23 protein-coding genes are annotated in these 22,764 nt (G+C 41.6%); 19 read left to right on the top strand and 4 right to left on the bottom strand.

The window, feature by feature from the left end; genetic code table 11:
* Positions 1–209: 209 nt before the first annotated feature.
* Positions 210–1,622, bottom strand: a complete 1,413-nt coding sequence (locus RCG24_RS07560; protein WP_308078794.1) for a PQQ-dependent sugar dehydrogenase — start codon at positions 1,620–1,622, stop codon at positions 210–212.
* Between the two features lie 332 nt (positions 1,623–1,954).
* On the opposite strand from RCG24_RS07560, the gene RCG24_RS07555 reads away from it, so the two are divergent.
* The 10 genes from RCG24_RS07555 (at position 1,955) to RCG24_RS07510 (ending at position 11,984) form a co-directional block, all read left to right on the top strand.
* On the top strand, positions 1,955–2,608 hold the full coding sequence (locus RCG24_RS07555; RefSeq protein ID WP_308078793.1) for a FadR/GntR family transcriptional regulator: 654 nt from the start codon (positions 1,955–1,957) through the stop codon (positions 2,606–2,608).
* Positions 2,609–2,750: 142 nt separating this feature from the next.
* Positions 2,751–3,839, top strand: coding sequence for a tartrate dehydrogenase (locus RCG24_RS07550; RefSeq protein ID WP_202654008.1), 1,089 nt, complete (start codon positions 2,751–2,753; stop codon positions 3,837–3,839).
* Entirely contained in the window at positions 3,836–4,576 is a 741-nt protein-coding gene (locus RCG24_RS07545; protein WP_308078792.1) for an SDR family NAD(P)-dependent oxidoreductase, read from the top strand. The genes RCG24_RS07550 and RCG24_RS07545 overlap by 4 nt, the downstream gene beginning before the upstream one ends.
* A 3-nt stretch (positions 4,577–4,579) precedes the next feature.
* Positions 4,580–6,037: an aldehyde dehydrogenase family protein gene (locus RCG24_RS07540; RefSeq protein ID WP_202654010.1), complete on the top strand. Its 1,458-nt coding sequence runs from the start codon at positions 4,580–4,582 to the stop codon at positions 6,035–6,037.
* A gap of 125 nt (positions 6,038–6,162) precedes the next feature.
* Positions 6,163–7,017, top strand: a complete 855-nt coding sequence (locus RCG24_RS07535; RefSeq protein WP_202654011.1) for an energy-coupling factor transporter ATPase — start codon at positions 6,163–6,165, stop codon at positions 7,015–7,017.
* On the top strand, positions 7,014–7,910 hold the full coding sequence (locus RCG24_RS07530) for an energy-coupling factor transporter ATPase (protein ID WP_202654012.1): 897 nt from the start codon (positions 7,014–7,016) through the stop codon (positions 7,908–7,910). The genes RCG24_RS07535 and RCG24_RS07530 overlap by 4 nt, the downstream gene beginning before the upstream one ends.
* A complete protein-coding gene (locus RCG24_RS07525; protein WP_202654013.1) occupies positions 7,894–8,736 on the top strand; it encodes an energy-coupling factor transporter transmembrane component T family protein in 843 nt (280 codons plus the stop codon). Before RCG24_RS07530 ends, RCG24_RS07525 begins: the two co-directional genes overlap by 17 nt.
* 28 nt (positions 8,737–8,764) lie before the next feature.
* A complete protein-coding gene (locus RCG24_RS07520) occupies positions 8,765–9,316 on the top strand; it encodes an ECF transporter S component (protein WP_202654014.1) in 552 nt (183 codons plus the stop codon).
* A 3-nt stretch (positions 9,317–9,319) separates the two neighbouring features.
* The gene (locus RCG24_RS07515) at positions 9,320–10,288 is read left to right on the top strand and encodes a P1 family peptidase (protein ID WP_308078790.1); all 969 of its coding nucleotides are present in this window, start codon (positions 9,320–9,322) and stop codon (positions 10,286–10,288) included.
* Between the two features lie 178 nt (positions 10,289–10,466).
* Positions 10,467–11,984 (top strand): amidase, encoded by a 1,518-nt coding sequence (locus RCG24_RS07510; RefSeq protein ID WP_308078789.1) that lies wholly within the window; start codon positions 10,467–10,469, stop codon positions 11,982–11,984.
* Between the two features lie 247 nt (positions 11,985–12,231).
* Here RCG24_RS07510 and RCG24_RS07505 read toward each other — a convergent pair whose 3' ends face one another.
* Entirely contained in the window at positions 12,232–13,161 is a 930-nt protein-coding gene (locus RCG24_RS07505) for an alpha/beta hydrolase (RefSeq protein ID WP_308078788.1), read from the bottom strand.
* Positions 13,162–13,349: 188 nt separating this feature from the next.
* Positions 13,350–13,820 carry a tRNA (uridine(34)/cytosine(34)/5-carboxymethylaminomethyluridine(34)-2'-O)-methyltransferase TrmL gene (trmL, locus tag RCG24_RS07500; RefSeq protein WP_308078787.1) on the bottom strand — a complete coding sequence of 157 codons (471 nt, stop codon included), beginning with the start codon at positions 13,818–13,820 and terminating at the stop codon, positions 13,350–13,352.
* A 203-nt stretch (positions 13,821–14,023) separates the two neighbouring features.
* Between trmL and RCG24_RS07495 the strand changes: the two genes are divergently transcribed.
* Positions 14,024–16,006 carry an oxidoreductase gene (locus RCG24_RS07495; RefSeq protein ID WP_308078786.1) on the top strand — a complete coding sequence of 661 codons (1,983 nt, stop codon included), beginning with the start codon at positions 14,024–14,026 and terminating at the stop codon, positions 16,004–16,006.
* A 490-nt stretch (positions 16,007–16,496) separates the two neighbouring features.
* On the opposite strand, the gene RCG24_RS07490 is transcribed toward RCG24_RS07495, so the two are convergent.
* Entirely contained in the window at positions 16,497–16,661 is a 165-nt protein-coding gene (locus RCG24_RS07490) for a hypothetical protein (protein ID WP_202654020.1), read from the bottom strand.
* A 156-nt stretch (positions 16,662–16,817) separates the two neighbouring features.
* Here RCG24_RS07490 and RCG24_RS07485 point away from each other — a divergent pair, with 156 nt between their 5' ends.
* The 8 genes from RCG24_RS07485 (at position 16,818) to RCG24_RS07450 (ending at position 22,612) form a co-directional block, all read left to right on the top strand.
* The gene (locus RCG24_RS07485) at positions 16,818–16,991 is read left to right on the top strand and encodes an SAP domain-containing protein (protein WP_308078785.1); all 174 of its coding nucleotides are present in this window, start codon (positions 16,818–16,820) and stop codon (positions 16,989–16,991) included.
* A gap of 16 nt (positions 16,992–17,007) precedes the next feature.
* Positions 17,008–17,634, top strand: coding sequence for a hypothetical protein (locus RCG24_RS07480; RefSeq protein WP_308078784.1), 627 nt, complete (start codon positions 17,008–17,010; stop codon positions 17,632–17,634).
* A 236-nt stretch (positions 17,635–17,870) separates the two neighbouring features.
* Positions 17,871–18,176, top strand: coding sequence for a nucleotidyltransferase family protein (locus tag RCG24_RS07475; protein ID WP_202654022.1), 306 nt, complete (start codon positions 17,871–17,873; stop codon positions 18,174–18,176).
* Positions 18,160–18,336: a HepT-like ribonuclease domain-containing protein gene (locus tag RCG24_RS07470; protein WP_308078783.1), complete on the top strand. Its 177-nt coding sequence runs from the start codon at positions 18,160–18,162 to the stop codon at positions 18,334–18,336. The genes RCG24_RS07475 and RCG24_RS07470 overlap by 17 nt, the downstream gene beginning before the upstream one ends.
* 39 nt (positions 18,337–18,375) lie before the next feature.
* Positions 18,376–19,290: a VOC family protein gene (locus RCG24_RS07465; protein ID WP_308078782.1), complete on the top strand. Its 915-nt coding sequence runs from the start codon at positions 18,376–18,378 to the stop codon at positions 19,288–19,290.
* A 196-nt stretch (positions 19,291–19,486) separates the two neighbouring features.
* Positions 19,487–19,882, top strand: coding sequence for a VOC family protein (locus RCG24_RS07460; RefSeq protein WP_202654025.1), 396 nt, complete (start codon positions 19,487–19,489; stop codon positions 19,880–19,882).
* 399 nt (positions 19,883–20,281) lie between these two features.
* Positions 20,282–21,472, top strand: a complete 1,191-nt coding sequence (locus tag RCG24_RS07455) for a macrolide family glycosyltransferase (protein WP_308078781.1) — start codon at positions 20,282–20,284, stop codon at positions 21,470–21,472.
* 426 nt (positions 21,473–21,898) lie between these two features.
* On the top strand, positions 21,899–22,612 hold the full coding sequence (locus RCG24_RS07450; protein WP_202654027.1) for a GntR family transcriptional regulator: 714 nt from the start codon (positions 21,899–21,901) through the stop codon (positions 22,610–22,612).
* Positions 22,613–22,764: the final 152 nt, after the last annotated feature.

Genomic DNA, 22,764 nt, shown 5'->3' with positions numbered 1-22,764 from the left:
TTACAATGGTATTACTGCAAGGCATTAGATGTAGTTTTTTTGTAGAACTCAAAAATAAATAACTTTACTTATAGACTTTTGGTATTCGGATTTTTTATTTCTTGGCAAAATCTCAAAAAAGCGAGTTGAAATTCGAATGAATGATATATTTCATGCGATAGAGGATCGTGCTGAAAATAGATTTTTGAGGCATGGCTGGAGCTGCTTTTTTATGGAACAATTTCAAAAATAGTACCTTGGTTAAAATCAGTCACTTTTGTAGAGCCATACACCCCTAAATATAGTCTTGTTTGATCCAGATTTGTTCCCAAACTAACGTAATAGGCTGATTGAGACCCAAAGTGATCATCGGTTTCAATGATACGATAATCATTTAATTTACCATCTGTTCTTACCCTTGTATAAGCTAAAACCCCTCTGACCGGAGGCCGAGATTCTTCATGTCTCGCAAGATCAGTAAACACAACGCTTCCCGTTAAAGCGGGGATTTCATCCCCCATATAGAGTTGCACTCCTGTAAGTGCAGTTCCTTCAAACTTATCGGGGCGGGGATCTTGATGAAAATAACTAGTAAGAGGCGGAAGACGCTTCACTGAAGTTATGACCGCTTCATCGTAATAAGCAATTATCTTCTCATCCAAAGTCGGATTTGCCGAACAGCCCTTTATAATTGAAGTGGGAAATGCCCCTTCCCATCCTCGCCAGCCAAAATTAATAAATCCTTCTTGGTCAGGTTCGATGTTCCTCAAAGAAGCTTGAATAAGCTGCGTAACCGGTATTGGTTTATAATGTACGAATGAAAAAATTGATTCTGCCAGATCCTGACCGACATTTCCTATATATTTGACATACTGATTAAAAAGTCTTTGAAAGGAAATGCCTGGTATATTGCGAACCCCTTTGGCGATTACCGTCAGAGTTTCCTGAATCGGGGCGGGGAGTTCGTTAAAACGTGTGACCGCGGGGGGATTAGAGATATTGGTATTCTTTACTACGTCGATTTCAATTATTTTACCGGCTATTTCCATATTATCCTGGCTTAAATTAAAGTGATCATAGCCTGCACCGCCATCTCCGGTTGTTAACACAAGTTTTCCTGTTTCAGGTGAAAAGTTTAAACTATTGACACCATTATGATTATAGAATGGTCTTCTAACGTTAAGTAATGTCCGTCGTTTTTGAGGTTGACCATTCGCTTGTAGGACCCATTCTTCCACTGTATCGATATGATCATAATGAGCTTCTCTATTTGTCCACCTTAGGTTTAAGGTTTTGGGATCACACGGGTCAGGTTGAAAACGTTCAGAAAGAGCACCTGGACCTTGTGTTCCGGCTACCGAATAATGAAGGTAAAACAAACCGTTATAAGAAAATCCGGGGTGAAACGCCAGTCCAAGCAGCCCCCGTTCATCATAACCACCAGAAGTACCAAGTTTGATAATTTGCGGGCGAATATCTAAAAAGGTCCTAACATCTCCATTTCCTATGTAAAAGATTTCTCCTGGCTGGGTGGCAATGAATAATCTTTCAGTTGATTCACCCGGAAGGATCGCTGTTTTCAAAACGGTGGGTAAATTGACCCTGCTAACAATGGGCCGTAACCGAACCTTTACTTTTCTCACCTAACATGACACTCCTTCCCATTGTTTTTAATAAAAATATGATTCGAACGGTTCGGTTAGTACTAAATACGACTAGGAACCTAATAAGATATCAGCGTTTATAACTACACGGTGAATTTTTCAATTATATGAATTTTGCTATTTCATGAATAAAGTGAAACCTTAATCTGAATGTTAGTTCCGTCCTACTATCTCAAATATCAATGCTAGCTCTCATTATGCTAATTGTTAGACTGCTGAAATTATAAAAATATATTGACAATTCTGAATTGTGTTTGTACAGTATTCTTAAGTTATCATATCATATGAACAGTGAAACGGAGGTGGAAAACATGGCAATAAAACGTAAATCCCTCGTCGATGATGTAGTGGATGTCTTTTTGAAAGATGTGGAAAATGGAGTTTATACATATGGTGATAAATTGCCTTCCCAGAAGGAATTGGCAAACCGCTATCAGGTCAGCTTAATCGTTATCAGAGAAGCTCTTACTAAATTATCTGCAGTAGGGATTATAAGTTTTCATCAAGGGAAAGGTACGTACCTGAATAAATCAGAAGAAGGAACGTTTGCTTCGCCCGAATTTTCATCATTAATTTTCCATAATATCAATAACCTTCTTGAAATTGTCGAAGCGAGACAAATAGTTGAGAGTGAAACAAGCTCATTAGCGGCCAAACGAAGAACCAATAACAATCTTTTAGAAATAGAAAGAACGATCGACGGAATGAAGAAAAGCTTAAACGATTATGAAAATTTTGCAATGTGGGATGTTGAATTTCACATCGCTGTCGCAAAAGCTTCCAATAATCAAGTGTTGCAAAAAATTACAACGCTTCTGATTGATAGTTACCGTTCAGAGATAGCCAAATTTTTTCAAGTTCCAGGTGTTATTGAAACGATATTAATGGAGCATGAAAGCATCTATTATCAAATTTTACATGGAAACTGCAGGAAGGCTTCAGTGATTATGCGAAATCATCTCTGAATTACCTGAAAAGGTCTTTTCGGCAAAAATAGCTGAATCAGGAAAGTAAAGCTGGAACTGTTCTTACTCTATTCCTTTTTGTAAACGCTTTATTTGGTCTGATAGTACCCTCCTAAAATTTGGAGAATAAGAGGTGGAAAATATGACAACCCATAAGATTGCTGTCATTCCTGGGGATGGTATCGGCCCGGAGGTAGTGAATGAAGCAGTAAAAGTACTGGAACTACTCAAAAAGCTGGATCCTTCATTTGAAATCGAATTTGAGACATTTGATTGGAGTAGTGAGTATTATCTAAGACATGGAAAAATGATGCCGGAAGATGCTCTTGATACTTTAAAAAAATATGATGCGATTTTATTCGGGGCGATCGGCGATAAACGAGTGCCTGATGATGTGACGATATGGGAGTTGATCATGCCAATCCGGAAAAATTTCAAGCAGTATATTAATTTACGTCCGGTTAAATTATTGAAGGGAGTGCCTTGCCGGTATATGGATGAAAATATCGATTTTGTCATTGTCAGGGAAAACGCTGAAGGTGAATACTCCAATAGCGGTGGCCGATTGTATCCGGGCATGGAACAGGAGATTGCCGTCCAAAACACCATCATCACAAGGACCGGTACGAAAAAGGTTGCCAGATTTGCTTTTGAATATGCTAAAAGGCAGGGGAAAAGGACGGTCACAAGCGCGACAAAATCAAATGCAATCATCCACTCCATGAAACTATGGGATGAGGCTGTAAACGAGGTAGGAAAAGATTTTCCGGCTATTCATCTGCAAAGCTATTACATTGATGCTCTAGCAGCTTATTTTGTTTTGAGGCCGGGAGATTTTGAAGTAGTGGTTGCTTCCAATTTGTTCGGGGATATATTAAGTGATTTAGGCTCCGCGGTTGTAGGAGGGCTTGGGCTTTCCCCTTCGGCAAACTTAAATCCGGAGGGAGATTTCCCATCCATGTTTGAGCCGGTCCATGGTTCTGCTCCTGATATTGCCGGCAAAGGCATCGCCAATCCAATCGCCCAAATTTGGTCGGCAGCACTTATGCTTGAGCATTTGGGGAGAGAGGATTTAGCAGCAGTCATTTTGGACGCAATTGAACAGGTCCTTGTCCAAAAAGAAGTACGAACACCTGATTTAGGCGGCAGTTCAACGACAAGTGAAATGGGCTCAAGCATTCGAGCTGCAATACAACAATTACAATTTGTTAAAGAAGGTCGATCACGATGAGATTGGAAAATGAAGTGTTTGTTGTCACAGGTGCACAGGGAGGAATGGGGAAAGAAACGGTTAAACGGTTTTTAGAAGAAGGAGCTATAGTTGTGGCTGTTGATCTCAATGTGGACGGAGTGGAGGAAAGTGACCAATTATTGCCGATTGCAGCGGATTTGACAAAGGAAGAGGAAGTAACGAATGTTTTTTCAACTGCAGTTGCAAACTTTAACCGCATTGACGGGCTTGTGAATCTTGCAGGCATTGCCCAGCCAGCAACGCCGATTGAAGAAGTGAGCTTAGCAGATTGGGAGAAAATTATTCGTGTCAACGCAACGGCTCCATTTTTAACTTGCCGTGCGGCTGTCCCATACATGAAAAAGAATGGGGGCGGAGTGATCGTCAATATCGCTTCCATTTCCATGGTGAGACCAAGGCCCGGCTTAAATGCCTATATCGCTTCAAAGGGTGCCTTGGTCTCCTTTACACAAGCATTGGCCATTGAATTAGCCGAGCACGGGATTAGGGTAAATGTTGTCAACCCGGGTCCGGCAGATACGGATATGCTTGGTGGTTTTACGGCAAAGGAACAGGATTTTGAAATTATAAAAGAATCTGTTTTTAAGAAAAGTGTCCCGATGGGAAGGCTGATCGAGCCAATCGATATTGCTAATTCCCTTGTATATTTATGTTCAAAGGAAGCGTCGATTGTGACAGGTGCTGTGTTAAATGTAGATGGAGGAAGGGGGATTTAACGGGTGAAGCCAGTCGATGCCCAAGTTCGAGGCTGTTATATAGATGGTGAATGGGTAGTCCCTAAAAAAGCTAGATTAATAGAAGTGAAAAATCCAGGGGATGGTTCCATTTTAGCGTATGTTCCAAGAGGGGACAGGGAAGAAATTGACCTTGCCGTAAAAGCAGCAAAAAAAGCATTTCATTCAAAAGAATGGCAGACCTTTAGTTCTTATCATCGGGGGAAGCTTCTTTACCAGGCAGCGGAAATCATTCGCGAGAATAAACAAGAATTAACAAAATTAGAGACGCTAGATGTCGGAAAGCCACTGTCCCAATCCGCTGTAGATGTCGAGATTGCGGCACGCTATTTTGAATACTACGCTGGGATCGCCGATAAAATTCTTGGAGAAACCATTCCAGTTGAACCAGGAATCATTGATTATACTGTTCGCGAACCGATTGGGATTGTCGGACATATTATTCCTTGGAATTATCCTTTGCAAATTGCCGCAAGAAGCATATCTGTTTCCATCGCAACCGGGAATGCCGCTGTCCTGAAGCCAGCAGAGGATACACCGTTAACAACGCTTAAGCTGGTTGAAGTAATCGAGCCATTAGGGCTGCCCAAAGGTATTTTGAATGTTGTAACCGGTTATGGTCATGAGGCCGGTGCTGCGCTTTCAGCTCACCCCGAGATAAACCATATTACGTTTACAGGTTCGGTTGAGACTGGGAAAAAAGTCATGGAGTCAGCTGCCCAAAATATCGTCCCCGTTACCCTTGAACTTGGCGGGAAATCCCCAAATATTGTCTTTGCTGATTGCAATGAAGAGCAGGCTCTTAAGTGGGTGCTCAAGTCGATTATCCAAAATGCAGGCCAGACTTGTTCTGCAGGCTCTCGTTTGGTGATTGAAAAATCAATAAAAGAAAAGTTCGTACGGAAGCTGGCTGCTGCAATGGAGAAGCTTTCGATTGGTCCCGGAATGGATGATCACGATTTAGGACCAGTGCTCTCCAAAAAGCAATTTGATCGTATCCAAGGTTTTATTGACCTTGCCAAGCAGGACGGGATTAGGATCGTAACTGGAGGAGAGCGTCAGTTGGTTGAAGGGTGCGAACAAGGCTACTATCTGCAGCCAACCATCTTGGATGACGTTCCTGTGAGCCATGATCTAGCCCAAGAGGAAATCTTCGGCCCTGTTTTGACCGTGACCACCTTCGAGACAGAAGAAGAAGCAATTGAAATGGCAAACGGCACACCGTACGGACTTGTTGCCGGCATTTGGACTGAAAACGTCGGAGTTGCTCACCGCGTTGCCAGCGGGCTTCAATGCGGCCAAGTATTTATCAATCACTATGGGGCCGGCGGAGGCATTGCGCAGCCATTTGGAGGATACAAAAAAAGTGGTTTCGGCCGAGAAAAAGGGTTAGAGGCATTGCAAAATTATACACAAGTGAAGAACGTGGCCCTGAAATATTAGCGGTATACAAAGGGTTTGTTTTACGTTGGTGAATGTTAATAGAGGTTTTAAAGCTTCAGAGATTTCCTGTAATAATACATTAATAGATTTCTGATTTTTTAAAAGCAAATCGAAAGGAGAGTAAAATGGATCCGATTATTCGCTTGGAAAATGTTTCGTTTTCCTACAAAATCAATGAAAAAACGAAAGTATCCGTTCTAAAGAATATCTCCCTTTCCATATTCCCTGGTGAATATGTAGCCATAATCGGCCACAATGGATCAGGAAAATCTACCTTATCCAAACTCCTTAACGGGATCTTGACCCCCGATCATGGGGAAGTCTGGGTTCATGGTCATAACACCAAGGATACCAACAAGAAACGGGCCATTCGTCAAGCGGTGGGCATGGTTTTTCAACATCCTGATAACCAAATTGTCGCGACCATCGTGGAGGAGGATGTGGCATTTGGATTGGAGAATATTGGCGTTCCAAGGGAAGAAATGAAAAAAAGAGTAGATGAGGCTTTAAATGTTGTGAAAATGTCTCCGTTTCGTCACCGGCCGCCGCATCATTTGTCTGGGGGGCAAAAGCAGAGGGTCGCCATTGCCGGGGTGTTGGCAATGCAGCCGGAGTGTATTGTTTTTGATGAAGCAACCAGCATGCTCGACAGTTTTGGGAGAAAAGAAGTTATTCAGGTTATGCGACAAATGAACAATATGGGGATGACCATTATTACGGTGACCCACCATATGTCAGAAGCAGCGGAGGCTGGTAGGATTATCGTTGTCGAGGACGGCGAAATTGTCATGGATGGTACTCCGCGGGAAATTTTTAAACATAAGCAAGAATTGGAGGCTCTTAAATTGGAGGTGCCTTCCGTTAGCCAAATGGCCGAAGTGATTCATCGCCAATTTGCCGATTTCTCCAGGGATATCATTCATGAACATGAGTTTATCGGTGAAGTCGAGGAATTCTTAAGCGGGGGGGTGGGATCATGACGGTCAAACCCATCATCGAAATCGAAAACCTTACGCATACCTATATGAAAGGAACTCCGATGGAGCATGTTGCCTTAAAAGGAACCAATCTGTATGTAGAGGCGGGGGAATGCATTGCTATCATTGGACATACCGGTTCGGGAAAATCGACGTTAATCCAGCACCTGAATGGGCTGATTCGTCCAGAATCCGGTAGGGTGGTGATTGATGGTGAAGATTTAGCAAAGAAAAAAATCGATTTGAAAACATTGAGGCGAAAAGTAGGCATTGTGTTTCAAAATCCGGAGGATCAAATTTTTGAAAAAATCATTGGCGATGATATCGCCTATGGGCCATTTAAAATGGGTCTGCCGTTAAAGGAGGTGAGGGAGCGTGTCAAGTGGGCGATGTCTGTTGTCGGCTTGGATTTTGAGGAAATGAAAGACAGGCAGACCTTTGCTCTAAGCGGCGGGCAAAAACGGAAGGTAGCTTTGGCAGGAATTCTCGCCTTGAAACCAAAGATTCTGGTTCTCGATGAGCCGACGGCGGGTCTCGACCCAAGGTCAAGGAATGAGCTGCTGGATAAAATTAAACGGCTCAACAAGGAAGAAAAGTTAACCGTCATTTTTGTGTCCCACAATATGGAGGAAGTTGCGATGCTGGCTGACCGAGTCTATGTGATGGCGGACGGAAAGGACGTGTTGAGTGGCACCCCAAAGGAAATTTTTACTGATAAAGAAAAGCTTGTCAGGCATCAAATTGGAACCCCGGAAACGGTACAGGTTCTGTATCGCTTAACTGACCTTGGCTATCAGGTAAGGACGGATGCCTTTTCGATTACGGAAGCAGCAGACGAAATTATGAAGCTTTTTGCTGGCAGGAAGGAGGGGACGGAGCATGTCCAGCGAATTTGATATTTCCCGGAATATTACCATTGGCCAGTACGTGCCAACGGGCTCGTTTATTCATCGATTAGATCCAAGAATAAAGCTGCTGATCTTTGTTTTCCTCGTGGTGGCAATAGCGTTAAATACCAGTTATATCGGCAACGCGGTAGGACTCATTCTGTCACTTTACTTGTTCTGGGCCTCGAAAATACCGATCAGCTATGGGCTGTCCGGGGTGAAACCAGCGATTCCGTTTATTATCATCCTGGCCGTTTTACAGCTGCTTTTCCAAGGACAGCTCTTTTCCGGCGGCAAGGTTTTTGTTGATTATGGCTTTATCTTAATAACCAGTGAGAGTATTCGATTAGTGATTGTTTCCGCCGTTCGTTTTATTGAAATTATTTTCTTAAGCAGTGTTCTTACATTATCAACTTCCACCACAGAATTAACCCATTCCATTCAAAGCCTATTAAGTCCGTTAAAGAAAATGAACTTTCCGGTCCATGAAATCTCATTGATTACCACGATTTCCATCCGGTTCGTACCCACCTTCGCGATTGAGATGGAAAAAATGATGAAAGCACAAGCTTCAAGGGGGGCCGACTTTGGCAGCGGCAGCTGGTGGCGAATCATTCAAAGAACAAAAGAAATGTTTCCCATCATTATTCCTTTATTTAATATTGCATTAGCCAGGGCGGAGGATTTAATCCTTGCCATGGAAGCCCGCTGCTATACGCCGGGGGGCGAAAGAAGCACCTATTCTGTTTATAAGGCTGTGACGAAGGATTATCTAATATTATTGGTCGGCCTTCTATTGACATTACTGCTGTTGTTTTATCCGTTTCCTATTTAAATACCAAAAATAAAGGGGAGAAAATGGAATGAAAAAATCATTAACGGTTCGTGATATCGTAATTGCAGGCGTGCTAGGTGCAGTAGCGATTCTTTTGGGTGTGACGCGGTTAGGCTATATTCCTGTTCCGACAGCGGCAGGGAATGCGACCATTATGCATATTCCGGCGATTATTGGTGGAATTATGCAGGGGCCGGTTGTCGGCTTAATTGTTGGCGCCATTTTTGGAATCTCATCGTTCTTAAACGCTACAGTTCCCCTGTTTAAGGATCCAATGGTTGCCATTTTGCCACGCCTTTTTATCGGAGTTGTCGCCTGGCTGGTGTATGCTGGAATTCGCCGCAAGAGTGAATATCTGGCAGTTGCAGTTGCCGCCTTTCTTGGAACATTAACGAATACCGTTCTTGTTTTAACGATGGCCGTCATCCGTCATTACATGACTCCAGGAGTCGCCTGGACAGTCGGTGTAACAAACGGGATTCCTGAAGCGATTGTTGGGACCATCGTTACCTTGGCGGTTGTTTTGGCTTGGAAACAGATTGGCAAAAATAAAAAATCAAAGATTTCTCAGGATTTATAAGCCATGTATAATCAAATCACAGATGTGCCGGGAGTCAAGGTAGGCAATAAAGAAAACCATCAGGCATTGACCGGTTGTACGGCTGTCATTTTTGAAAATGGAGCGGTTGCGGGAGTAGATGTGAGGGGTTCTGCTCCCGGAACCCGGGAAACCGACCTGTTAAACCCAATTAATCTCGTCGATAAAGTGCATGCCATCACTTTAAGCGGGGGCAGTGCGTTTGGTTTGGATTCGGCTTCAGGGGTAATGCAATTTCTGGAGGAAAAAGGGATCGGCTTGGATGTAGGGGTAGCCAGGGTTCCGATTGTTCCAGCGGCGGTCCTGTTTGATCTCCCTGTTGGCGACCCAAAGATCCGGCCGGATCGGCGAATGGGCTATGAAGCAGCAAAAGTGGCAACAACCGGAAAGTTTAGTACCGGAAACTATGGGGCAGGCTGCGGTGCAACCGTCGGTAAGTTAGCCGGACTCGAGTTTTGTATGAAGGGCGGTCTAGGTAGTGCATCAATTTGCTTGGAAAATGGGGTTGTCATTGGTGCGATTGTCGCCGTTAATCCTGTTGGCGATGTCCGTGAACCAGCGACTGGAGAAATTTTAGCAGGGGTGTATAAGGACGAAAGGATTATTGACAGTCTTGAAATTCTTGCCAAAAACTATCAGCCTGCCATCTCGCCCGGTTCAAATACGACCATTGGAGTGATTGCCGTGAATGCCGATCTCACAAAGGCAGAGGCTACGAAGGTGGCACAAATGGCTCATGATGGGTATGCCAGGACTATTTTTCCAGCTCATACGATGTTTGATGGCGATACTATTTTTGCTGTTGCTACCGGAGGGGAAAGGGTCTCAATTGATGTTATTGGCGGGCTGGCAGCAAAGGTCATGGAGAGTGCCATCATTGATGCGGTTAAATCTGCCGAAAGTGTTGGAGGAATTATCGCTCATAAAGATTTATTCAGTCATCCTAAAGCGTAGCGGTTAAAATGGCCTGTATATAACTGTGTGGACGATCAGGAAGTAATAAGAAGGCTTATTGAATCAAAATTTGCCGACATTGGACTAGGTAGAGTCTTTATAAATTAAGGTGCATACACTGATGAGACTGCCCTTTTATAAAGATCCGATATGAACCAATATAAAGGGGTGAAACTTTGTGAATTTAGCAATGAGCTGGAATGAATGGGCTAACCTTGATGCCATCGGTCTTGCCGATTTGGTACGGAAAGGTCAGATTACTCCGCAGGAGGTGGCTCAACAGGCTGCCTTTGCCATCGACGCCTTAAATCCCGCGATTAGCGCTGTCATTGAAGTCTTCGATGATGCCGTTCATGACCCTATGAAAGACGGAACGAACCCAGATGGGGCGTTTGCGGGAATACCATTCCTGATGAAGGATCTGGGGCCCACTGTTAAGGGGCGCTTACAGGAGATGGGGTCTCTTCTGATGCAAGGAAATCGTTCTTCAGCCGATAGCTTTCTAACCAGCCGCATCCGCCAAGCTGGTCTCAACATCATCGGGCGGACGACAACACCAGAGTTTGGGCTCTGCAGTTCAGCTGAGAATCCAGCCGTTTATGTTACACGAAATCCCTGGAATCTTGACTATACAACCTGCGGCTCTTCTGCTGGAACAGCAGCTTCGGTTGCGGCCGGAATCATTCCGCTTTCACATGCGACTGATGGCGGCGGCTCGATTCGCATTCCTGCTGGTGTAAACGGCAACATCGGTTTGAAGCCGTCCCGTGGCGTCTTTTCGGTTGCTCCCTACAGTTCCGATTTGATGGGAGTAGTCTCCGTTCAGGGCTGCCACTCCCGCACTATTCGTGATACTGCTGCCTTTGTGGACAGCTGCAGAGGAGGAGCACCGGGCGAATTCATGCCCTATTGGCTGCCACCCGAGCCTTACTCCGAGCTTATACGGCGCGATCCGAAAAAACTTCGTATTGCCGTTTCACATGAGTGGGGTGATTATCAGGCCACACCGCATATTGTTGCTGAATTGGAGGGGGCCGCCCGCTTTCTCGAGGCGCTTGGTCATCACGTGGAGTGGGTGATCCCGGACATTGACTTTCATGCCGCCTATAGGGCACAAACCGAGTGCTATATTATGAATTTTACCCAAACCATTTCGGGTCTATTGGAGCAAAAAGGCTTGGAACAGCCGCCAGCCAACCTGATTGAACCGATGTGTATTCGGGTCTGGGAAGAAGGCCGTTTCTACTCTTATAGGCAGCGCGCGAAGATGCAGGCGGTGTTCAACGATACTTCCCGCAGGCTAGCCGCCTTCTTTGAAGACTGGGATATCATCCTTACCCCAACGATGGCCTTACCGACACCCTTGGTTGGAACGAAGGAGTATTTGACGATCAGTGAAAATCCATCCGTCTACGACTGGTTCGAGAACCTCTGGCGCATATTCTCTTATACTCCGATTGCCAACCTCTGCGGCCTTCCGGGTATCTCGCTGCCGATGGCTGAGCTTGAGAACGGGCTGCCACTTGGAATTCACGCGCTTACACGGCAAGGAGAAGATGGATTGCTTCTGCAACTAGGGGCTCAAATCGAGCGTGCCCTAAATGGGAAATGGAACCACGGACGACGACCTGCTGTACATGTAACATCGATTGATGCAGTGCAATTTCCAGCTAAGTGTGTTAAGGACAGTGTTTAATATTTATGCTTATGGGGGCTTTGCTTCGATTAGGGAGCAAGGCTTTTTGTTCGGGGGTGATCGGTGAAGGAGTTTATTAATTGTATTGGAATCAAAAAATTCAGAAATTTTTGGACAGGAAAGGCAACTGACTTGAAGTGAAAAATGTGGGCGTTGCCCTCTTGCGTTTTCGACATGCATCCAATGTTGTTAATAGACAATCGTTCATTGCGTAAAATTGAAAGCTCTTCATTTAATGACGATGAGTTCATCCAAACCTTAAGTGCTTATTAAGAAACCGCAGAATACGGAGCTCATAGTCTCTCCTATATAAAAAATACGAATGAATATGTTTTGCTTTTTCCGTCAGCCACAATTCTTTATGGTTGTTAAATGGTATGGATTGATATAGTCTTTCGCTTTCGGTAAAAGGAATTGCTTCATCTGTTTTGCTGTGTATCAATAATATGGCTCTTCCTTTCGTGCTGGCTACCTTGTTAATAGGGGAAACTTCTTTAGGGTCAATGTTGAGGAGCTTTCGCATAGAATGATAAATTATCGGTGTAAAAGGTCGTTTTGGTAATTTGGTCCAATAAGAAAGGTTTTCTTTTAAAAAAGGTTCTAAATCACTAAAGGGACTATCGGCAATAATGACTGACACCGCAGGATGTTCACATCCGGCAATAAGCGCAGTAGCAGCACCCATACTCCAGCCAAGAAGAGCAATCTTTTTCTGATTTTTTTTCTCTGCAGCATATTCAATCGCTGAATATAAATCGTGTTTTTCATAGTACCCCAACCCCACGGTTCTTCCTTTTGATTTTCCTGCATTGCGGAAATCAAACATTAGCAAATTGTATCCTTGTCTCGAAAGAACTTTGGCAAGCCGCAGGCCCTCAATCCCTTCCATGGCTCGTTCATTCATATAACCATGTGCTGTAATAACAGTTTTCTTACTATGCTTGGAAGCAGCGGGGATCCACCACCCAGACAGCTTTACCTGATCTTTTCGACTGAAAAATTCAATCTCCTCGAATTCGAGACCGTAATCCTTCGGGTTTTTCCTAGTTTTTGCCGGTAGGGGATGAGTGAGGTAAAGTCCAATGCCGACAGGGGCAAGAAAAAATAACGCAGGTGCAGCCAAAAGCGGCTGCCACAATGATTTGCTTGATTTCCCTTTTTTTCCCTCACCCAACATCAACTCCTCCTTTCTGTTTTGAATCATCGGTACTTTATCATATGTCGATGACCATCCAAACGAAAAAAAACTAAAGTCCCATTTTTCATCATTAGCTAAAAAAAGGCAAAAGGCAGGGAGCCGTGATCCCACTTGGTGAGACGATTTAGTGACAAAAACGAAAAAATCTTCCAATCCGGAAGATTTTTTTATGTTAAATTGGGATATCCTTGCTGGCGCAAAGCTTCATACACTAAAATCGCAGCCGTATTCGAAAGGTTCAGTGAACGAACATGATCACTCATGGGTATTCTCAAAAAGTGATCTTTATTTTTTTCTAATAAATCTTTTGGTAAACCCGTGGTTTCTTTCCCAAACATAAAATAATGCTCCTTTGATCCATCACTGAAATCAAAGGCTGAATGTGGTTTTTCACCAAACGTCTCAATATAGTAAAACTCCCCATGATTTTTTGAAAAAAAGTCATCTAGTGAGTCATAGTACGTGATGTTGACAAGATGCCAGAAATCTAAACCAGTTTGTTTTATCATTTTTTCGTCAGTAGAAAAGCCAAGCGGCCGAATTAAATGCAGAGCGGTATCCGTTGCAGCACAAGTACGTGCAATATTTGCCGTATTAGACGGAATTTCTGGTTGATATAGTACAACATGTATAGCCAAGAATGGTCACCTCTATCTTTATTTTCCCCTCAAAATTATAGCATATTGTTATGGAGATTCATGTAGTGGTTGAAATACGATTGTCACTTTATTATCAAATGTAGTTGTGAAAATTTCTGTCAATTTCTTTATAATTAAACGTAGGTTAAATTTTTTAATAGTTTATGTGAGTTTTTTCACAAGTATAGAAAAGAGGCTGTAAAATGCATTACAAAAACACATTTAAACAAGGCAAAATAGGCAATCTAACACTGAAAAACAGAATTGTCATGCCTCCAATGGGAACGAATCTAGCTGGTATTGAAGGCGAAGTCACGGATCATCTTATTGCCTACTATGAAGAAAGAGCTAAGGGAGGAACCGGGTTAATTATCGTTGAATTTACTTGTATTGAGTATGAATACGGAAAAGGATTTGTCAGGCAATTAAGGCTGGACGAAGATCGCTTCATCCCAGGGATCCATCGTTTAGCCAATGCGATACATAAATATGGAGCGAAGGCTTTTGTTCAAATCCATCACGCAGGCAGACAGTCAAACTCTTCATTAATAAATGGTAAACAAATTGTTGCTCCCAGTAATGTTGCTTGTGCTGCAGTGGGGGAAGAACCCCGGGAATTAACAACAAAAGAAATAAAAGAACTGGTAAATAAATTTGTTCAGGCTGCTGTAAGGTGTAAACAGGCAGGGATTGACGGCGTCGAAGTTCACGGTGCCCATGGTTATTTAATAAACCAGTTCTTAAGCCCTGAGGCCAATGTACGTACAGATGAGTACGGCGGAAGCTTCGAGAATCGAATGAGATTTCTCAAGGAAATCATCGTTGGCATTAGAGAAAAATGCGGTGAGGATTACCCTATTACCGTTCGTCTCAGTGTGGATGAATTTATTGATGGCGGAATCGATTTAGAGTTAGGCAAGGCCATTTGTCGATACTTAGAAAAACTAGGAGTAGATGGACTGCACATTAGCTGCGGAACCTATGACTCTATGGACAAAATGATTGAATCTCCGTTATTGGAACAAGGCTGGAGAGTCTATTTGGCAGAGGAGGTAAAAAAAGAAGTAAATATTCCGGTTATCACTGTCGGGTCCATTCGTGAACCACAATTTGTAGAAAATATTTTAGCTGAGGAAAAAGCGGACTTTGTCGCCATCGGGAGGGGTTTAATTGCTGATCCTGAGTGGGTCAAAAAAACAAAGGAAGGACGCGAAGCTGAAATTAGAAAATGCATCAACTGTCTTCATTGTCTGCATTCAGTAACAGGAAACTTGCATGTTCGGTGTTCCATTAATGCCAGAACAGGCCGAGAACTGGAGTTTAAGGAACTGCAACGCCTTCCTTCTAATAAGAACCGCCATGTTGTGATCGTTGGCGGCGGACCGGGCGGAATGGAAGCGGCACGAACACTGTCACTAAAAGGATATGATGTCACTCTGTTTGAAAAAGAAAATAAGCTCGGTGGTCAATTGCACCTTGTATCTGACCCCATTTATCGCAAGAAAATGACATGGCACATTAGTTATCTTAGCAATGAAATGAAACGTTTAAATATTGATATCCGTTTAAATACAGAGGCTACTGTTGAAGATATCACAGCTTACAATCCTTATGCTGTCTTATTGGCAACAGGCGGCAGACCGAGGCTCCCACAGGTAGAGGGCAATGATTTAGAGCATGTTTATACTTATGAAGACGTAGTCTTACAGGGAAAAGTTTTCACTAAGAATAAAGTAACAGTGGTAGGAAGCGGCATGACCTGTCATGGAACAGTCCGGCGCCTGGCGGAAGCTGGCAATGCTGTCACATTTGTAGAAATTCCAACAAAAGCTAGCAAAAGAATTGGGTCTGATACAAGACAAAGACTTCTTGATAAGCTGAAAAATATAAATGTGGACATTGTGACTGATCATAAATTGGAAAGAATTCTTCCGAACAGTACTATTGTACAGGACTTGGTATCTGGAAAATATTGGGGAATTGAAACGGAGTATGTGATTGTTGCGATGGGAATCGAAGCCTATAACCCATTAGAGGAACCATTAAGGGATAAGATGGAAAATATGTTTGTATTAGGAGATGCAGTAGGCTATGGATCCCTTGGTGAAGCCACCCGAGACGGCTTTGAAAAGGCATATTTGCTTGAATCCATTGTGACACAGGACAGGGAAAAAGGGAAGTTGTAAACGGATAAAAATCTATGATTAGTATAGACTTAAAAACGGACCGTACGGTGAAATAGATCGTACGGTTTTTTTGTCGTAATGTTCTAAGTAAAAAAGTGAACAATGAACTAATTTCTATACATAAACTATCGTATCAAAAATGAGGGTGTATAGAAATTGTGGGATCATAATGAAAATCAAACAGAGTCAATAATTGGTCAGGCATGGACGGGGAGACATGTCGTTTTGCTCCATTGTACTACTCATAATGAATTTATTGCACTTTATAAAAGCTTCCATGCACCGATTGAACCTCCCCGATATAATTGTGCAGAAACCTTAGCACAGCTGTTCAGTATCGGCTATCACATTCATGCAATAACTCCAATCACCCCAAATCAGATTCAATATTTATTGGTATTGTGATGACTTTTCAATATCACTCTATCCGACTAAAAGGAAAAAAGTCTTGTCGTCCTTGAACAAGGCTTTTTCCTTTCTTTGAAAAAATTTAATCGCGCATTGCTCCTGCCTCCCGGGAAGTCATGGCACCTTGTCCTGCGCTTACATCTTTTTGAATTTCTTGTTTTACTTTTTGGGGATCAGTCCCGGAAAATCCTGCTTTCCCACTAGAGCCAGAACCTAAATTCTCTTTAGCTTGTTGATCCTGTTGCATACAAATCCTCCTCCATTCATTGTTTAACGTCCTTATTATTAGCAACAAGTTGGAGAATGAACCATTTTTAAAAATTTTTTGCTATTTCAAATGACTATTTTGAATTAAAAGAATAAATGTCCTATATTTTTATTAAGCATATTAGGAGATGATTTTTTGCGACTTAATTTAACTAAAGATATTAATGTTCACAGCTTAAAAGATTTCTATTGGTTAAAAGAAGAATTACAAGCATTTTGTAAGAACGACTGGCTAAGTGCTTCTGGCTCAAAAATAGAGATTTCCGATCGAATCGAAACATATATTCGAACAGGAGAGATAAAAATCTGAAGGGAGTGAATAAAAATTGAATCTATCCGGGACAAGGTCTTTATTTCCGATATTGTCGAGTCACATACATCTTGCAAGTTGCTCACAAGGGGCAATAGCGAAACTTGTATCAACAGCAATAGACGAATATCATAAAAGTTTGGTTCTTAATGGAAGTAATTGGGTTGCTGCTTTGGAGAGAGCAGGCCAGGCAAGAGCCATATTTGCCGAACTAATTGGAGCTGAAAAAGAAGAGATAGCTATACTATGTTCTGTCTCCGATGTTTTTTCTTCAATTGTCTCTTCCTTTTCAGATCATCAAAATAGGAAAGAGATTGTTTTTACAGATTCCGATTTTCCTACTATCGGCCATATCTTATATGCACAGGAAAAGTATAAAAATCATTTTTCTATTATACGTTCTTCCTCTAATGGAATACCTTTGGAAGAATATGAAAATAAAGTAACAGAAAAGACCCTATTAACAAGTCTTGTGTCTTTTTACACAAAAAATGCATCAAAAACAGAAAAAATCCTAAAGGAAAAAAAGATTATTGTATCCGCCAGAAAAGATGTGATCCGGAATGCCCCCCACTTTTATAACACCAAAGATGAGATCCAAAACGCATTGGATGAACTTTCACTTGTAGTAAATAGCGATTAAATTAAATTCATCCGTATCATTAACGGGTACGAATTTTCAAAAGGAGGTGCCGCGTTTCCTTTAACTAGGTACATATCGGGTCATTTAATGGAGTAAAACCTAAAGAGATTTATTTGAATTTTAAAATGCTTAGAAGATCCCTACGTTCAAACAAGGCTTTTTCCTTTCTTTGGAGAATTATTAAAGAGAGATATAATGAGCATAAAGAATTATGGAGAAAATAGGCGGTGATATTGATGTTATCGCAACAAGAAATCCTTGAGGAACTTTCAAAAAATTTAAATACATGGAAAGAAAAATATGGTGTAAAACGAATTGGTTTGTTTGGCTCCTATAGTCGAGAAGAACAGAAAGGTACCAGTGATATAGATGTGCTGGTGGAATTTGACCGTACTAAATTATCTTTTGATCATTACATGGATTTAAAATTTGATCTTGAAGATCGATTTCAAAAGCCCATTGATTTGGTCATCATCGATGATATAAAGCCAGCATTGAAAGACAGTATTTTAAGGAGTGTAAAGTATGCAGAGGGAGCCTAGAGTATTTTTAGAAGATATTTTAACTGCTGCAGTAAAAGTTGAAAAATACACACAGGGACTTTCTTTTGATGATTTTATGGATAATGATTTAATTTCTGATGCTGTTATAAAGAATATTTTAGTAATAGGCGAGGCTACAAAAAAATTCCTGATGAAATAAGACAGAAATCTATTTTCAGAATATATTGGAGGGATAACGATGTCAAATTCAAATCAAAAGATCGTTCCGCATTTATGGTATGATAAGGAAGCAAAAGAAGCAGCCGAGTTTTATGCTGCTATTTTTCCAGACTCGAAAATTATCGATGTAACCACCATCCCTGGAACACCCTCAGGCGACTCTGAGACTGTCACTTTTGAGCTATGGGGGCAGAAGTTCATGGCAATCAGTGCAGGCCCTTTTTTCCAAATGAATCCATCGATATCTTTTTTCGTTAATTTTGACCCATCGCGAGAAAAAGACGCAAGAGGCAAATTAGATGAGGTTTGGAACAAATTGTCCGAAGGCGGAACTGTGTTAATGTCGCTTGGCCAATATCCTTTCAGTGAAAGATATGGCTGGATCCAGGACAAGTATGGTTTGTCCTGGCAGTTAATCCTAACCAATCCAGAAGGTGAAGAAAGGCCTCCAATATTGCCGTCACTTTTGTTTGTCGGGGATCAATGCGGTAACTCGGAAGAGGCAATGCGTTTTTATTTATCAGTATTTAAGAACGCAAGACAGGGACTTGTCGCCCGTTACCCTAAAGGAATGGAGCCTGACAAAGAGGGAACGATCATGTTTTCGGATTTCATGCTAGAGAATCAATGGTTTGCGTCAATGGATAGCGCTTATGAGCATAAATTCAGTTTTAACGAGGCCATCTCCTTTATGGTGTACTGTGACACACAAGAAGAAATCGATTATTACTGGAATCAACTCTCTGCGGTACCGAAAGCGGAGCAATGCGGCTGGCTGAAAGATAAGTTTGGTATATCCTGGCAGATCGTGCCAAGTGAGATGGACGAGATGATGAGCAAGGGCACACCCGAGCAACTTGCCCGCCTAACAAAAGCATTTCTAAAAATGAAGAAATTTGACCTTGCGGAATTACAGAAAGCTTACGAAGGATAGATCGCATCATTGATTCCTTGAAACGACGTATCAACAAGCAGGATGAAGAAAACAAGCAATTGCGTGAGTAAGTAATGATTGCCTAAGCAGATTTGTACAATGAATATTTTTCCATAATATTTATTATAATAGAGGAAAATTGGGGCTAGTTAGCGAAATAATTTATGGAAAAAATTTTTATAAAATAGGAGGCGTCATGGGAAGATTAGTTCATTTCGAAATACATGTGAATGACATGGAACGTGCAAAGAAGTTTTATGGAGATGTATTTGGGTGGTCATTTCAAGATTGGAGTGACTATGCAGGCATGCCTTACTTTGGAGCTGTAACAGGTGATGAAAATGAACCGGGAATCAATGGTGCTTTGATGCAGCGTCAAAGTGCTCCACCGGAAGCAAACCAAGCTTTAAATGCCTTTGCTTGTACAATGGAAGTGGAAAATTACGATGCAACGGAAGCAAAAATTATTGAGAATGGCGGCAAGGTTGCAATCCCCAAATATGCCTTACCTGGCATGGCCTGGCAAGGATACTACATTGACACCGAAGGCAATATATTCGGAATTCATCAACCCGATGAGAATGCAAAATAGGCCCGAACCGTTCACGTGAAAAAAGATGGGGAGGGGTTCTACGTGACCCAACAAGTGAAAAAGTTAGCCACAGAGCATGCTTCGATAATATTTTTTGGCTATATAGTAGGGAAATAACTGTCTGAGTTATTTCCCTCTATTTATTTGATTCGGTTTGATCAAGATATCTCCTCGCCAATCATATATATTTTGTTAAGAAAATTTTAAGGTTACAGGAATATGATAAAAATCAAAAGAACGTTCCACATTTATGGTATGATAAGGAAGCAAAAGAAGCGGCCGAGTTTTATATTACAGAAAGCTTATAAGGGATTGAATGAGGTTCAAAGTAATGTTAAAAAGGGGTTATAAAAGTACTTAGATCTTCCCAAAGGACTTTTTACAAAAGGAGAAGGTATCATGGCACGAGTTTTATTTATAAATGGCGGATCAGTTGGTCATGTCAATCCAACCATCGGAGTGGTGCAAGAGCTGATCAGGCGCGGCGAAGAGGTCGTGTATTTTACAATTGAGGATTATCGCAAGCGCATGGAGCAAACGGGGGCGACAGTGAGGACCTTTAATGTTCAAGAATTTATAAAGGCTTTTATCTCAGGTGGGAGAAATAATGTACTCGAAAGAATCATTGGACTTTTGCGAACGGCAGATATTATAATCCCTGAGGTTCTTAAGAAAATCAAAGGCGAGCACTTTGATTACATCATTCATGATTCGATGTTTGGCTGCGGACGCTTACTTGGGCAAATCCTTAAGCTTCCGGCCGTCAATTCGTGTACTTCTTTTGCACAGTCTAAAAGCTCATTCGATAACATGTTCAAACAGCTTGCAAAAAATATTCCTCAAGAAACATTCAGTGAATATCACAGGCTGACAGCAAAGGTAAAGGAAATGTATGGTGTGGAAATCCATTCGCCCTATGAAGTATTTTGTAATCCTGAACCGTTAACAATCGTTTATACAACTAGGAAGTTTCAACCTTTTGAGGAGGAATTCGACGAAACATATAAATTTGTAGGTCCTTCCATCACTTCAAGAAAGACGGATGAGAACTTCGATTTACCAGGAATTATGGAAAAAAGCCCGATTTACATATCCCTGGGAACTGTCTTTAATCAAGCAATTGATTTTTACAAGCTGTGTTTCGAGGCATTTGGCAATACGGAACATACTGTGGTCATGTCGATTGGGGAAAAAGTTCCGCAGGCTGATTTGGGAGAGATACCTGAAAACTTTATTGTAAAAAATTATCTTCCACAAACAGAGGTGCTGAAGTACACGAAATTATTTATCACACATGGCGGCATGAACAGTGTCCACGAAGGTCTCTATTTTGGGGTTCCGCTCATTGTCATTCCGCAGAGTGCAGATCAGCCGGTCATTGCCGACCAAGTTGCCAAAATCGGAGCCGGCATGCCATTACAAATGCAAGGCTTGACGGCAAAACAGCTGCGCGAATCCGCAGACCAGGTGTTGAGCCAGCCATCATTCCATCAAGCTGCGGCCAAAATGAAAGAATCCTTACGAAAATCGGGCGGGTATCAGCAGGCTGTTAATGAAATTTTTGAATTTAAAAGACAATATAACATATAAACGAGTATTGTGGTCAGCCCCCATAACTTTAACGCAACAGGGGGCTGACCATTAATAGTTAGTCCAAATACCTTCGCTAACTTTTCAAATCAATTATCTTCCCAATAGCCAAGAAATGGCTGAATCGCATTGACTGGTATGTGATAGAGAGGCTTCCTTTGTTCTGGAATAAAACAGGAATATCCGTCATAAACACAGTGGAATGGGTTAAAGCATCAAGAATGATTCAACACCAACTTGTGAAACTAATTTTCTGGAAACAGTCTGTTTGTTTCAACTGGTAGTTTTCTTTATACGCTAAAGCTATTAATGTAGCAAACATTAGAAAAATATTGACAATTCAGATATATGTTAATAAAATATTTATTAACAACTCAAACAATATAAGATTATAAAGTTATAACATTACTAAAAGGTGAATGAAAAATGAAGATAGATAAAAATAGCCACGTTCCTTTTTATCGGCAGGTGGAAGAGGTACTGGAGGAGAAAATTATATCCAAGCAATGGGACGTAGGCTATCAGCTGCCGACGGAACAAGAACTTGCAGACTTGTTTGATGTGAGTACAATAACCGTTAAGCGGGCTATTATTGAGCTTGTTAATAAGGGGTATCTGTACAGGCAGAGAGGGAAAGGAACGTTTGTTGCAGGGGGCCAAAATGAGCAGGATATTGGCACCATGTTTTCTTTGATTACGGATAATGAGGAACATCCTCATGAATTAATTAGCTTTTCGATTGAAGACTCGAATAAGGAAATCGCCGAAAAACTAAAATTAGAAGCTAAAGCCAAGATATATAAGATTAAGCGATTAAAAATTAATAAAGACATCCCTGAAGCACTGGAATATACTTATCTTCCTTATAAATTATGCCCAGGACTTACCCCAGAGGACATAGAAAATGAACTGATTTACAATGTTTTGCTTAAAAAATATCATATCGCCTTAGATAAGGCCAAGTTGTTTGTTAGACCATATATTGTAACAGGTAAAAAAGCAGAAAGAATGCAAGTTGAACCAGGTGCACCGGTTTTTAAATGGGAACGGTTTACCTACTCCAAACAAGGGGAGATTGTTGAATATTCACAGTTTTATGACCGGCAAGAACTTACCTATTATACAGAAATCAAATTCTAACTGATAAAGTGGTCTAACTGATAAAGTTATAATATTATATTTTAAAATATATAACTTTATATTTTTTTGGCAATATATATCTGAAAATTGGCAATATTATATTTATATAAAATTGCAAACTCCAGTGAGAAAAAGAGGGGTGAAAACCGACT

This window comes from Neobacillus sp. OS1-32 (assembly GCF_030915425.1).
Lineage (GTDB): Bacteria > Bacillota > Bacilli > Bacillales > Cytobacillaceae > Neobacillus > Neobacillus paridis.
This window is presented reverse-complemented; position numbering and strand designations above follow the sequence as displayed.